Origin of the sequence: Burkholderia sp. Bp9099 (assembly GCF_003857805.1) — a bacterium.
Taxonomy (GTDB): Bacteria; Pseudomonadota; Gammaproteobacteria; order Burkholderiales; family Burkholderiaceae; genus Burkholderia.
The window spans coordinates 55,481-68,854 of record NZ_QTPU01000023.1 but is presented as its reverse complement, the minus strand read 5'-3'; the positions used below and the strand labels follow the sequence as shown (position 1 = coordinate 68,854).

Annotated in this window: 9 protein-coding genes; 4 read left to right on the top strand and 5 right to left on the bottom strand. The window is 64.8% G+C overall.

The genetic code is table 11. The annotated features are described in order from the left end of the window. Nucleotides 1-20 precede the first annotated feature (20 nt). A complete protein-coding gene (locus DIE17_RS25655) occupies nucleotides 21-797 on the top strand; it encodes a DUF3304 domain-containing protein (protein WP_124487919.1) in 777 nt (258 codons plus the stop codon). Beyond that, complete coding sequence (locus DIE17_RS25650) at nucleotides 790-3,084, top strand: DUF2235 domain-containing protein (RefSeq protein ID WP_124522210.1); 2,295 nt, start codon at nucleotides 790-792, stop codon at nucleotides 3,082-3,084. The genes DIE17_RS25655 and DIE17_RS25650 overlap by 8 nt, the downstream gene beginning before the upstream one ends. Nucleotides 3,085-3,252: 168 nt before the next feature. On the opposite strand, the gene DIE17_RS25645 is transcribed toward DIE17_RS25650, so the two are convergent. From DIE17_RS25645 to DIE17_RS25625, 5 genes are all read right to left on the bottom strand, one after another. Beyond that, on the bottom strand, nucleotides 3,253-3,828 hold the full coding sequence (locus tag DIE17_RS25645) for a DUF3592 domain-containing protein (RefSeq protein WP_124487875.1): 576 nt from the start codon (nucleotides 3,826-3,828) through the stop codon (nucleotides 3,253-3,255). Nucleotides 3,829-3,868: 40 nt separating this feature from the next. Continuing rightward, nucleotides 3,869-4,819, bottom strand: a complete 951-nt coding sequence (locus DIE17_RS25640) for an OmpA family protein (protein ID WP_124487876.1) — start codon at nucleotides 4,817-4,819, stop codon at nucleotides 3,869-3,871. A 4-nt stretch (nucleotides 4,820-4,823) separates the two neighbouring features. Further along, a complete protein-coding gene (gene tagF, locus DIE17_RS25635; protein WP_124487877.1) occupies nucleotides 4,824-5,813 on the bottom strand; it encodes a type VI secretion system-associated protein TagF in 990 nt (329 codons plus the stop codon). Beyond that, nucleotides 5,810-9,757 (bottom strand): type VI secretion system membrane subunit TssM, encoded by a 3,948-nt coding sequence (tssM, locus tag DIE17_RS25630; protein ID WP_124921386.1) that lies wholly within the window; start codon nucleotides 9,755-9,757, stop codon nucleotides 5,810-5,812. The genes tagF and tssM overlap by 4 nt, the downstream gene beginning before the upstream one ends. Before the next feature lie 301 nt (nucleotides 9,758-10,058). Further along, a complete protein-coding gene (locus DIE17_RS25625) occupies nucleotides 10,059-10,904 on the bottom strand; it encodes a M15 family metallopeptidase (RefSeq protein WP_044845915.1) in 846 nt (281 codons plus the stop codon). A gap of 121 nt (nucleotides 10,905-11,025) precedes the next feature. On the opposite strand from DIE17_RS25625, the gene DIE17_RS25620 reads away from it, so the two are divergent. Then, on the top strand, nucleotides 11,026-11,991 hold the full coding sequence (locus DIE17_RS25620) for a phage tail protein (protein ID WP_124522205.1): 966 nt from the start codon (nucleotides 11,026-11,028) through the stop codon (nucleotides 11,989-11,991). A 204-nt stretch (nucleotides 11,992-12,195) separates the two neighbouring features. Then, a complete protein-coding gene (locus DIE17_RS25615) occupies nucleotides 12,196-13,224 on the top strand; it encodes a transporter (RefSeq protein ID WP_044845996.1) in 1,029 nt (342 codons plus the stop codon). Nucleotides 13,225-13,374 lie beyond the last annotated feature (150 nt).

The window sequence follows — 13,374 nt, the reverse complement described above, 5'->3', positions numbered from 1 at the left end:
GGTGTCTGCTCGTGACGGCCATGGCGGCGTGCGGCAAGTCGGAGCCGACATATAGCGGCGTTTCGGTCATCGCTCACAACTATCTGCCGTACAACCTGGACGGGTTCACGATCACCGATGCCCACGGAAACAAGGCGGGTGGGGGGAACAGCTTGCCGGGTGGTGGGGGCGGGGTGACGTGTTGCTACAAGCTCCAGGGAACCGAGTTCACGGTCAAGTGGAATTACGTCGACGTCGACCAGTGGCATAAAGGCAATGAGGAAACGCTTCACGCCGAGGCAAAGGCGACGTTGCCCCCATCGCAGGTTCCGGAGAAGGTAGGCGATCGAATCCTCGAGGTTCACTTCTATCCGGATCGTCACGTCGAGCTTCAGTTTCCTGGCGCGTTGATGGACGAATCGCGTATTCCGATGATCGATGTGTCGCGCTGGATGGCGAGCAGGTATCAGGCGCAATTGAGCAAGCGGTACGACGAGCGTGAAGACCAGCAGTTTCGTCGTGTCGCTCGAGTTGTTGCGTTGGCATGGTTGAAGTACCGCCTCGTCGATCTCGACGATTTGAAGCAGTACGCTTACTACAACCTGCTCGTGAACAGTCGCTTCGACTCGCATCCGGAGATCCAGCGCATGTTGCAAGCGGATGCCGGCAAGCCAGGCGCTTTTGCGAAGTCCATGCAATCGTTGCCGAAGAATGTTCTGTCTGAATTGACGAGCGACAAGTTCGAACCGGTCGCAGTGCCACCCATATCCGACGGGCTGGTTCCGCCGCCGCGTGTCGAGGAGAAAAAGCATGGCTGAAAGAGTCAAACTCGATCCGGATGACGCGACGCCAACATCCGTATACGCCCAAATCGCAAACCAGAATGCGACGATGTACCCGAAGGGCGATTGCATGCCGTGCGGCGCGACGATTCGGATGGGCTTTTTCTTCGATGCATTCGGACGCCATCGCGATATCGACGATCCATCGAGTTCGCAATACTCCAATATCGCCCGGCTCTGGGAAGCGCATCGCGATATGGAGGATCCGAGACGGCCCGCGAATCAGTTCTGGTTTCGCTTCTATTATTCGGGATTGGGCACGCCCCTCAACGAGTCAGCCAAGGCCGAGGAATGGATCAATGCTGCCGTAGCCGCGAGCAAGATGGGGGGCAAGAAGGCGTTGAGCGGAGCGCAATCGGTCGCCAAGTCGTTCACGCGCGTCAATACGCCGCTCAAGCAGGCCAGCGTAAAAAAACGTGTCGACGACGTAAAGAAGCAGCTCATCGATGGGTTCCTCGAGGGGGATTTCTCGCTTCGACCAATCGACAAGGCATTCCAGGATCTTCGGAAGGATATCGAACGCATTCCCGCTCAGGCGCGGCGTGTCATGAACGTCTTGAATGCATCGCCGGAGCGATACTGGGAACGAACCAAGGCGACCGGAACGCTGCTGTGGCGCAACGCGAAGAACGACTTCAAGAACAACGTCAAAGGCGCTCCGATGAAGGCGGGCTGGGCGGTCGCTCGCAGCCTCTTTGTCGGTATAGCGATGGAGAACGTGCCGATCGTGCGTGACAATTCCGTCATGGCCAAAGCTTTCGGCACAGGTGTCGATACGCGGTTGATCGCCGCCAAGGACCAGTTCAAGACTGCGTACGAGGCCGTCAAGAGCCAGATGCCGAAAGTCCGGGCGATCGAGGTTTCGGTGTTCGGCGCGGATCGAGGGTGCGTGCTCGCACGTGCGTTCATCAACGATCTGGCGGAGAAATACAAGCGCAGGGACGACACGGATCTCGCTATTGACGGTGTGTCGATTCAGATCAAATTCGTCGGATTGCTCGATGCAGTTTCATCCATCATGTCGGAGGAGGCCGGCGAGCTGATCGGAATGGTGCCTTATCTGGGTATGCTCAAAACCAGCTTCAAGGATCGTCCTCTCGCCATCCCGGCCAGTGTGCAGCGCTGCGTTCATTTTGCCGCTGCGCATGAGATGCGCTTCTATCAGCGACTCGACAGTCTCGAGAAAACCCGTGGCGAACAGTTTCTCTATCCGGGCACGAGCTGTGATGTCGTCGGCGGCGCGCCGAGCGGGGCCATGGGGCTCAATGCCGAATTGATGAGAGTCCCGCTGCAAGACATGTTGCTGGAAGCGATCAAGGCGGGCGCGGTCATGGACACCATGGAGGATCTGTACCTGTACAACGCGCCGGTGTTCAAGCGTTTCAAGCTCTCGGATCCGATCAAGTACGGTGGTAAGGAGTATCGAATCAAGGCGCTGGTCAACGCCTACCGCACCCTCGTCCCGCGCAAGCCCGGCGCCGACTTCATGGAGCATTCGAAAGTCTTCATGCGCTGGATTGCAGCCCGCTACATGGATCCCGACTTCCGCCGCACGATTGCCGACCCGGTTGCCGACTGGAAACGCAACATGAGCGACGCTGACCTGCAGCGCAAGACGGCGAAGTCGCAACTCGACTGGGAACTGCAGCGACAAGGCATCAACATGAGCATGCTGGCCAGCCGCAGCCAGGAGGACCAGGCGAAGCTGCGGGGCATGAAGGCAGCGAGCGACGCGGCACAAAAGCGCTATGAGAAGCTGATCGCGGAAGCGCCGAAGGACTATTCGACGGTCTGGGAGCGTCTCGAGAAGGAAGCGGCAAAGAAGCTGCGCCGCGCGTCGTATCAGGACGGCCTGAAGCAATCCGCCGAGCGTATCCGTAACATGCCGGATTCGTGGGACTCCAATAACAAGGCGAGCGCGGACGCGATCGAGGCGGCTATGCTGCCGGAAGCCGAGATGGAGCTGGTGTCGGCCTGGAAGGAAGGGGTCGAAGGCAAGCATCCGCTTCCGCAGGAGGTCATGGCGCTGTTCGACATGCTTGTCCACGATACGTTGTTGACGAGCTGGCAAGACCACGTGCTGGCGCCGTCACTGTACTTCCGCACTCGCGACAAGGATACGTTCGGGTCGAGCGATCTCGCAAAGGAAGCGAAGCAGCGCAAGAAAGACGATCTTGCCGCGGCACGTATCGACCAGGCGGCCAAGCAGAGCCAGGAATGGGCGCGGGGCTACAAGGGCGGCACAACTCCCCCCATTCATTGAGCGGCGTTGCTGGATGACGGAGCGCCAGCCTCGCTGTCTATCAGGGAAGAGCGCTCCGCGAGATGACCGCCATATTCGAATGCTGAACCGCCGAACATCGACTCACGGCAGATTCAGCATGGCGCCTGGCCTACAAGCAACTCCGCGAAACCGGCCTGCACGTCCGCATCACGCACCGCTGGCGCGATTCCGCGCGCGCCGTGCTTTGCGCCGCACCGCATGCTTTTTGCGATCCTCGATCCACGGAAGCAGCGCAATGCTCACCGCACACAGCATCAAGCCGCCGACCAAGGCGAACAGACCGAATCCGATTTCTCGTACCCATTCCCCGCCCACAACCGCTTCGTTGCGCCGCGCAATACCCGGAAACATCGGCGAAACGCGCAGACCATCGTTCCCGGCCTCGCCGCAATACGTCTTCGTGAACGCGGCGAACTGTTCGCGACCGATGTTCGACGCGGCCGAACGCGAATAAACAGGCGACCCGGCAGGCCGCCACGTCGTGTCGTAGTGCTGCGTCTGCCCTGCACCATAGCGGAAGACGGCGCGCGCTTCCCATGTCACGTCGGACTTGCCATATCGCAGAGACAACTCGCATCGCTCGACGAAGGCGGGGACATGAGGCCATGCACCAGCGCGAACGAGGATGGCCGAATTGATGACGCCCGATGCGCCCACCAGCACGAAGACCGCACCGAAAACCAGAAGAATGGCCGATCGCAAGCAGCGCAGAGCGAATTTCATCGGAATTGCTGGATTCTCGCCATACCCCCGAATGCTCCGCCTACTGCCCCACCCGGAACTCGATCCGCCGATTCCTCGCCCGCCCTTCGGCCGTATCATTCGGCGCAATAGGCTGATCCGGCCCGACCCCCGTCGTCGTCATCTGCTGCGGCGGGATGCTCTTCGTGATCAGATACCCCTTCACCGCGTCCGCACGCGCCTGGCTCAGCGCGATGTTCGACGTCCGGTTCCCGGAGTTGTCGGTATGCCCGATGATGTCGACCGTGCGGTTCTGCATCTTCGCGAGCGCGGCCGCCATCTGATCGAGAATCTGCCTGCCTTGCGGCGTGAGCGTCGCACTGCCCGTTTCGAACTCGATCGTGCGATTCGCGAGCGTCTGGTCGAGCAGCCCCTGCTCGGACGCCGACACGCGCAGCCCGTTCTTGATCGTATAAGTCGGATTCAGCGTATTCGCCATGTCGCTCGCGAGCTGCTGGCGCTGCGCCTCGTTGTGCACCTCGCCCTTCATCTCGATCTGCGTGCCGTTGATCTTCAGCTGGCCTTTGCTGATCTGCTTCAACTGCGCACCGAGCAGCTTCTGCACGTTCGCGCTCCAGTTCGGCGGCGTCGCGACGTCGCCGACCTCGATCTGGTCGACCACGTTCGCCGCGCCGTAGGTGTCGCGCAGCTTCTGCAGCACGGCGGCCTTGGTCGCCTCGTCGGGCACCTTGCCGCCGACCACCACCTGGCCGGGCGACGCGTTCGCGGGCGGCGGTGCGATCGTGCCGGCCGTGCCGCGCACCACCGTGCCGGACGCCGTGGCCGACGCGGCGCCAGGGTTGGCGTTCCCGGGCAGGGCAGTGGCCGCGACCGTGCCGTTGCCGACCGGCGTGACGGTCGCGCCGCCCGTGTTCTGCGCATGGGCCGCGCCGCAGGCGACGAGGCCCGCGGCGGCGAGAGCGGATACGAAGGGCGACAAGCGCGTGCGCCGGACCTGAATCGTGCGTTGCATCCCGTCAGCCTCCGATGAACGCTTCGCGGAAGGCGTCGATGGCGACGCGCAGCGAGAGTTGCGGTTGGTCGAGGTAGCTGACGAGCTTGCTGATCTGGTGATCGTTTTGCGCATGGGCGTCGATCCACTCGGGATCGTCGATGTCGATGTTGTGGGCGGCGTAGGTCTGCGGATCGACGACGCTCAGCAGCGTCTTCGACGACGCGCCGTTGAAGCCGATGATCAGCCGTTCGCGTTCGGCGATCGTGCCGATGAAGATCGCGAGCTCGAAGTCGGCCTGCGCGACGAACGGTGCGATCAGTTCGAGCCAGAACGCGGCGACGAGGCTGCGATAGAACGGGTCGACCGGCAGCGGCAGCGTGAGGCCGCGCTCGATGTGCGACGAGCCACTCTGCATCACGGGCCGCAACAGCGAACCGAGCGCGAGCATCGCGCCGCGCAGCCGCACCGGATGACCGCTTTCGAGCAGCATCTGCTGCAGGCCGTACAGCGACTGGTGTTCGATGAAGTCGTTGAAGGTGCCGTCATGCGACGTGCCGGGGCCGCCGACGTCGATCGGCACCTGCGTATCGCCGAGCGCCTGCAGCGCGCCGGGCGGCTCCTCCTTCGCGAGCAGCGCCGGCATCTGCGCGGCGACGCGCGACCACAGCCGCGCGAACGCGAGCGGGCTGCGCGCGAGGAACGCGAGCGGCCGGTCGACCTCGAGCGCGGTCGCGCCGAGGAACGGGAAACGGCGCATCGACACGTCGTGGCTCGCGACCATGTGGCCCGCGATGGCGAGCTTGCTGCGCGAGCCGAGGAACGCGAAATGCATCGGCTTCGCATCCTCGTAGACGATCTTCCAGCGCGGATCCTCCGCGAGCAGTTCGAGTGCTTGCGCGATCCAGCGATCGAGCGTCTGCAGCAACTGCGGATTGTGCTGGCTCTTCACGAAGTCGCCGCGCGACGGAATCTTGCCGAAGTAGGCGATCTGCGCCTGAACGGTTTGCGTCATTGCGCCCCCTGTGCGTTCGTTGCGGTGGCGGCCGCGACGGCCGGTGCGGCCGCCGGCGCGCCCGAGCCGGCCTGCGTCGCGTTCTGCGCGGCACCCGCGCTCGCGTCGGCGACCGACGACGGCAGCTGCAGGCCGCGCAGGCTCTGCTGCTGCGGCTGGTCGCCGCCGCTGCTGGTCGGCTGCGACGTGCTGATGATGCGCATCGTCACCGACACGTTCACGCTGCCCTGGACCCACGTGAGGTCGAAGGTGCCGTCCGGACGGCGCTTGCGCTGCGCCGAGTTGATCAGCTTCTCGAGACCGTAGCGGCCCGGTTCGTTGACGAGCTGCACCGTGCGGCCGTCGAAGGTCGTCGCGGACAGCGTCGCGCCCGGCGAGCCCTGCGGGTTCGGCCACACGAAGTTGGTCCACTGCGGCGGCGTGTTGCGGTAGCGCAGCTGCTGGCCGTCGATCGCGATCGTGTATTCCGTCGTGCCCGTGCTCGGCTGCGGCAGGATCTGGAACACGGTCTGCGGTTCGGCCGCCGCGGCCGCGCCGCCCGCGGCGTCGCCGGCGAGCGGGGCGACCCAGCGCGCGAAGCCGTTCGTGAAGTCGGGCGTGAGGCCGATGCCCATGTCGCCCCACGTGCGGGCGGCGAGCGTGTCGCCGCGGCGCACCGCGAGCGGGCCCAGCGTCGTGCCGACGAACTTCGCGATCGCACCGTCCGGACCGAACACCTGCGCGATTTCACCGGCGCCGGCCTCGACCTTCGCGTTCGCCGCGAACGGGTACTTGGTCGCGAGCGAGCTCTGGAACGGCTGGTAGACCTGCGCGTTCCATACCTTGTTGACTTCCGCGCTGGCAGGCTGGATCACCACCGAGAACGCCTGCATCAGCGGCCGCACCAGCAGCGGACGCAGCGACTTGCGTTGCGAATCGGTGAGGCCTGTCAGCATCTGCTCGTCGACGAACTTCAGCGAATCGGCGAGTTCCGAGCCGTTGCCGTCGAGCGTCTGCTGCATCAGCTGGCGCGCGCCGGGGCCGGGGTCGCCCTGGTTCTTGATCACGTTGAAGCGCGTACGGACCTTCGACAGCGAATCCATGTAGCCCTTGAGCATCGACGTGCCGTCGTGCGTCGCGACGATCCGCGCGAGCCCGATGAACTCCTGGCCGATCGGACCCATCGGCACCTCGGCCGGATTGCCGTTGATGTCGATGTTCGCGGCCGCCACCTGGCCGGCCTGCGAGCGCGTGAACAGCTGCTTGACCCAGTTCACGACGCCGGTCTGCGCCTTCTTGATCGCGACGTTCGCCAGCGACGGGTTGTCCCACGACGTCTGGTCGTACGCGGTCTCGAGGATCTTGCGGATCGGCGAATCCTGCGGGTCGCCGAGGCGGTTCATCCCGTCGACGGCCTGGCCGAAGCTGCTGAAGCCCTGCACCGCGATGCCCTGCATGAACTTCTGCCAGTGCTGCGCGTACTCGGTCTTGTACATCCCGACGAGAGTCTTCTGGATCTGCTCGGGGCTGCCTTCCAGCGTCAGGTCGTCCTGCGTCGACGTGTTCAGGACCCAGTCCTTCGCCTGCAGTTCCTTGGTCGCCGCGTCGCGGATCGCCGGCTGCACGTAGTCGAACCACGCTTCGCGCGTGAACGTGCCCGGAATCGCATAGCTGCCGGCGACCAGCCCCTGGTTGCCGTCGCCGACGATGCGCGCGATGGTCATCGGCGCGAAGCGGGTCGACGCGCGCGCCTTGATTTCCTCGTAGACGCGCTGGCGGGCCGGCATGCCGCGCACGACGCGGCGCAGGTTCTCGCGGGTCTGGTCGACGAGCGCGAGGTTCGCGTCGATCATCGGCCAGTCGTTGTCGTTCACGCGGGCGAGATAGAACGAGATCATGCGCTCGGCGCTCTTGATCATCTCGTCGCGCGGCATGTTGCCGCGATTCGTCTCGAGCCAGCCGCGCCAGAAGCGGGCGAGCTGGTCGGTCAGGTGCGCCTGTTCGACGTGACGCTTGTCGGACAGCATCAGGTAGGTCTTCAGCGCGTTGTACGCGTCCTGCACGTTGGTCGGCGACGCGTCGCTGTAGAGGCCGCCTTGCGGCGCGGCCGGCTGTTGCGGCGCGGCGGCGGCCGCCGCCGCCGCGGATGCGCCTTGCGCGGCGCCGGCGAGCGGCGTGGCGCCCGGCGGGTTCGTCGACACGGGAATCGCGCCGCCCTGCACGGCCCCCGATTCCGGCGGGCGCGTCATCGGCACGAGCTGTTCGGGATGCGCGTTCACGTCCTTCATGAACGACGCGAGGTTCTGCGAGACCGGCGCGAGCAGGATCTGGCGCACGCCGTTGTAGTACTCGGTCAGCAGGTGCTGCTCGAGACGGTCGCCCTGGTACAGGCCGAGCGACACCGACACCGGCTTGTCGCGGCGGAACTGTTCGAGCTGTTCGATGCGGTCTTCCAGGATGTCCATTGCCTGCAGGCGCGACTGCAGGTCGTTGCGGCCCTGCTGCAGGCGCGTGACGTTGTCGAGGTCGGCCTGCACGTTCGCGACGAGCTGCTGGTTGCCGATCGTCGACCAGGTCCAGCCGCCGAGCGCGAGTGCGAGCGCCGCGACGAAGCCGAAGAAGGTCGCGTAGCGCAGCCGGGTCTTGGTCGGGCTCGCGAACTGGCGCACGGTCTGGCGGTCCGCGAAGATCACCTTCGAGAACAGGTCGCGCAGGAAGAAGCCGTTCTTCGAGAACGCGCTGTGCGGCTTGGGCAGCGCGCTCGCGTCGAGGCCGAAGCGGTGCGCGATGCGCTGCGCGGCGGCGCTGTTGGTTTCGCCTTCCTGCAGCGCGCTGGTGAAGTAGAAGCCGCGGAAAATAGGCTTGTACTGGAACGGGTTGTTCTCGAACAGCGTCGCGAGGAACGCGCGCAGCGACGGCTTGATCGTCGAGAATTCGAGCGGGAAGCTCAGCTGGCCCGGCGACAGCTGGTTGCCGCGCGACAGCGACAGCTGCGCGACGCTGATTTCCTTCAGCCCTTCGTAGAGTTCCTCGAAGTGCGTGTCGAACTGCGCGACCACGTCGCGCTTGTCATCGGGCTCGTAGGGCAGGGTGGCGCCCCACACGCGGTCGTATTCGTGCTTGTCGCTGCTGCTGAAGAATTCGGTGAAGCCGGTGATCAGGTCGGCCTTGGTGAACATCACGTAGACCGGCGCGAACACCTCGAGCTTTTCCGTCAGTTCCTGAACGCGCTGACGGAGATTCTTCGCGAGGTTGATCGCGAACTCGGGGCGGTTGCCGGTGAGTTCGGCGATGCTCGCGGTGACGATGATGCCGTTGATCGGCGCCTTCGGACGATAGCGCTTCAGCAGGCCGAGAAAGCCGAGCCATTCGCTGCGGTCTTCCTCGTGCACCGAGTAGCGGCCGGCCGTGTCGAGCAGGATTCCTTCGGTCGTGAAGAACCAGTCGCAGTTACGCGTGCCGCCGATGCCGTGGATCACCGCGCTGTTCTTGTCCGCGAACGGAAACTGCAGGCCGGAGTTCAGCACGGCGCTGCTCTTGCCGGCGGCCGGGTTGCCGATCACGATGTACCACGGCAGTTCGTACAGCGCGGAGCCGCCCGACACCTGGCCGATCTTCGACGTCTTGATCGTCTTCACGGCGTCGGACAGGCGCGTGCGCAGCACGTCGAGGTCGGCGGTCTTCGTGTCGGGTGCGAGCGCGGCCGCGGCCGGCGCGGCGATCTTGCCGGTTTCCGCCTGCTCTTCCAGCACCTGCCCGAGCTGCCGGTTCGCGCGCTTCACGCGCCAGCGGCGCACCAGTGCGACGCCGAGCCACAGCACGAGGATCGCCGCGAAGGCGACCGCCGCCCACAGGAGCGGCAGCTGCAGCATGTCGGCAGCGATGAAGAGAATCGCCGCTAGCGCGACGATCCCGACAATCGAGAGCGTACGCGGATGAGTCAGCACGTTGAGGATGCGTTGCATAGGACGTTCAGGTTCCGGTGCGATTCGGTGAGGCGACGCAGGCGCGCCGAGCGGCAAGCGTGGCGCCGCGATGTGTCGCCATGCTGTCAAACGGGATGAAGGGGGCTGGCATCAATGCGCCCGCGGCATCGGAGAAGGCGCGCGCAATAATGAAAGGACGCTGTGAGAATTAAAACGGAAGCGGCTGCCTGAAAAAATCGCGCAACGGAATGCCCGATTGTTTGCGCCGCCCAAATCGTTTCCTGCCGGGTGATTAAAAAGCCCCATGCCGCCCTCATTATTTCTTGTCCGGCAGCCCTGACTAGCTGCCGCGTCCCAGTTTAAAACCGGGTTTATGGTATTCCACGTGCCCGAGATCCATCATTTTCCAACGGCCTCCCCAGGTCAGGCCGACTTGCTCGGCGACCTGTCCGTACAACTGGTAGCCGCGCATCGCCCAGGGATCTTTCTCGGAAATGACCAGCTTGCCGTCGCGCAGAAACGCGTTGTCGGCCGCGAGCCCGAACTGGTGATAACTCTGGAAGGCCGCCGCATTGGTCACGTTGGTGCCCATCTGCGCGAGCCGGTTCTGTCGTTCCGGACTCCGATAACCTTCCAGCAGCGCCATCTCGTAACCATATTGTTCGTGCATGATCTTGTAGACCAGCAGCAAACGCGTACGGAAATCGGGATCCAGCAGGTTCCAGTCGCGGCTTGCATCTCTCAGCGCAGGCCGTACCTGTTCGACTTCCTTCGTGGCAAAGACTTCCGGCGGCAACGGCGGCGGCGGCACGAGCTGTTCGCCCTGCAGCAGCGCGGCGATCTTCTCGTCAGGCACGCGCGCCGTGTCGTCGTACTGAAATAATTGCCGACCGCGTAACGCAATGGCCACCAATGGCGGCGTCGCAAGAATACCTGCCGACACCATAATCATCAAGCGCCGCCGGATCAGTAAATTTTGCACGTCACTTAATGCGCCGCGCGTAACGGTTGCCGATTTAACAATTTGACTTCGCGTACGTGCGGCGTGATCGTTCGCGCGGCGCGTCAGGCGGCCGCGAAACTGGGCGACGGATTCGAAAACGGTCGCGCGGATACCCGGTAAAAGCAACAGTGCCGCAACCGCGACGGCAAGGGCGAAATAGGCGACGAGTGCGACGGCAATCAACGAAATCCCCGGAAATTGGAATTGATTGTGTTTTGCAATGCTTGCTCTTAGAATCAGGCTGCTTTGAGAGGCCGGGCTATATTATCGCGGTGAATTAAACCAGGATTCAATGAGACGCTGAATGAGTGCGCCGGAAAATTCAAATTCGAAAACCCCGCCCAGCCTGCTATCCGATACCAAACCGGCAGGCGGGGGCGAACCGCAGCAGTCGCGCATTCTCGCGAATCTGGAAGGACGTGTCACGCCGCCGGCCGAACCGCCGCGCCGTTCGCTGAAGGGGCCGATCGCGGCTGTCGTCGCGCTCGTGGTCGCCGTCGGCGGCTGGGGCGCATGGCGCTGGCAGCAGCAATCCGGCGAGGCGGCCGTCGTGGCCGCCGCGCCCGTGCAGGCACCGGCAAAGGCCGAGCCGGCCAGCGCCGCCGCCGTGCAGGTCGCGCAGAATGCCGCGTCGGCTGCGCCCGTCGTGCAAACGGCGACGATCGTCAACGACGATGCCGCGTCCCAGGTCGTTGCGTCCGCATCGGGCGCGTCGGGCGCGGACAACAGCCGCTTGTCGCGCGCGCTCGCGAACGGTGCCGACGATGCATCGGGCGCGGCCACGGCGGGCGCCGTCGCCGCGACGGCTGCCGCAGCAGCGGCGACGACGAAATCCGCGAAGGCCGACGCCACGAAGAGCGACAAGGTCGCCGCCCGCAGCAAGGCCGATGCGAAGGCCGACGCGAAGGCGGAGGCTCGCAAGCATCACAAGGAACAGCAGGCGGAGCTCGCGCAGGCGAAGAAGCGTCGCGAAGCGACGACCCGTTCCGCGAGCGCGAAGGCATCCGGGAAGGACGACCCGGATGCGGACCTGCTCGCCGCGCTCGTCGCCCGTACGAAGCCGGCCGACAAGAAGGTCGCCGCGCAGAAGGGGCAGGTCGTGCCGACCAAGACGGCCGCCGCGACGGGCGGGTCGCTCGCATCGCGCGTGAAGGATTGCGCGGAGCGCGGCTTCTTCGAGGATCAGCTGTGCCGCTGGCGCGTCTGCGACGGCCACTGGGGCAAGGATCCGGCCTGCCCGACCGCCGCGCAGTCGGAGACGCGGCAGTAACCGGCATCACACCAGCCTGCACATCGCACCTGCGCCGCCCACCGGGCGGCGCGTTGTTTTTGGGGACGTCTTACGCCGGACGGCAGGATGTGACAATGTCACGAAAATGCCGCATGCATCGGGCATACGTTTCCTTCCATTTCCCGGCGTGGCGCCGCAATGCGCGATGCGCGGCGCGGCGAGCGCCGCACGACCTTCGACACGATGGACCTGATCGTACAGACTTACGGCGCCGATACGTCCGGCATGGTGTGCGGATTCCGCTTCGTCCCGGGCGGATCGGGCGCGATGCTCGATGCCGATGCGGCCGCCGCATGGCTGCGCGCGTGCCGCGAGCGCGATGCGGCCGCATCGGACGATTTCGTCTGGCTGCACTTCAATCTCGCGCACGGCGCGAGCGAGCGCTGGATGCGCACGCACCTCGGATTGCCCGACAGCTTCTTCGAATTCCTCCACGAAGGATCGCGCTCGACGCGCATCGAGCAGGAGGACGGCGCGCTGCGCGCGATCGTCAACGACGTGATGTTCAACCTCGAGCTGACGCCGTCGGAAATCGCGACGCTGTTCGTCCACGTCGAGCGGCGCATCATGGTCACCGCGCGGCTCAAGCCGCTGCGTTCAGTCGATACGCTGCGAGCCTGCGTGCGCGACGGCGAGCGGTTCCGGTCGCCGGCCGAACTGCTCGTGCACCTGCTGCGCGACCAGGCCGACCTGCTGATCCAGATCATGCGGCGCACGAGCATCGACGTCGATCGCATCGAGGATCGCTTCCTGTCGCAACGGCTCACGTCGAACCGCATCGAGCTCGGCGCGATGCGCCGCACGCTGACGCGGCTGCAGCGCATGCTGGCGCCCGAGCCCGGCTCGATTTTCCGGCTGCTCGCGAAACCGCCCGCGTGGCTCCACGCCGAAGACGTGCAGGAACTGCGCGAATCGACCGAAGAGTTCTCGCTGGTGCTCGCGGATCTGTCTGGGCTCAACGAGCGGATCAAGCTGTTGCAGGAAGAGATCGGTTCGCGGCTCGACGAGCAGAACAACCGGACGCTGTTCACGCTGACGCTCGTGACCGTGATCGCGCTGCCGATCAACATCGTCGCGGGTTTCTTCGGGATGAACGTCGGCGGCGTGCCGTTCTCGGAGAACAAGCACGGGTTCTGGCTGATGGTGCTGCTGGTCGCGGGCTTTACCGCACTCGCCGCGTGGTGGGCGTTTCGCCGGCGCGACGATCGCTAGGGCCCGTTATTGGCGTGAACAGGCGCCAGGTCGGCATTGGCGCGGCGCCGCACGCGGCGGCAACAAAAAACAGGCCCCGCATCCGGGGCCTGCGATAGGCGGTGAAGGGACGTGAAGGGACATGAAGCGTCGAACGCCGGCCGGCGCCGC

Bases quoted from the DNA above. Each gene is read 5' to 3' on its own strand.
- DIE17_RS25615 (WP_044845996.1), top strand. From the start codon at position 12,196: ATGGACCTGATCGTACAGACTTACGGCGCCGATACGTCCGGCATGGTG.
- DIE17_RS25645 (WP_124487875.1), bottom strand. From the start codon at position 3,828: ATGAAATTCGCTCTGCGCTGCTTGCGATCGGCCATTCTTCTGGTTTTC.
- DIE17_RS25655 (WP_124487919.1), top strand. From the start codon at position 21: ATGGCGGCGTGCGGCAAGTCGGAGCCGACATATAGCGGCGTTTCGGTC.
- tssM (WP_124921386.1), bottom strand. From the start codon at position 9,757: ATGCAACGCATCCTCAACGTGCTGACTCATCCGCGTACGCTCTCGATT.
- tagF (WP_124487877.1), bottom strand. From the start codon at position 5,813: ATGACGCAAACCGTTCAGGCGCAGATCGCCTACTTCGGCAAGATTCCG.
- DIE17_RS25620 (WP_124522205.1), top strand. From the start codon at position 11,026: ATGAGTGCGCCGGAAAATTCAAATTCGAAAACCCCGCCCAGCCTGCTA.
- DIE17_RS25650 (WP_124522210.1), top strand. From the start codon at position 790: ATGGCTGAAAGAGTCAAACTCGATCCGGATGACGCGACGCCAACATCC.
- DIE17_RS25640 (WP_124487876.1), bottom strand. From the start codon at position 4,819: ATGCAACGCACGATTCAGGTCCGGCGCACGCGCTTGTCGCCCTTCGTA.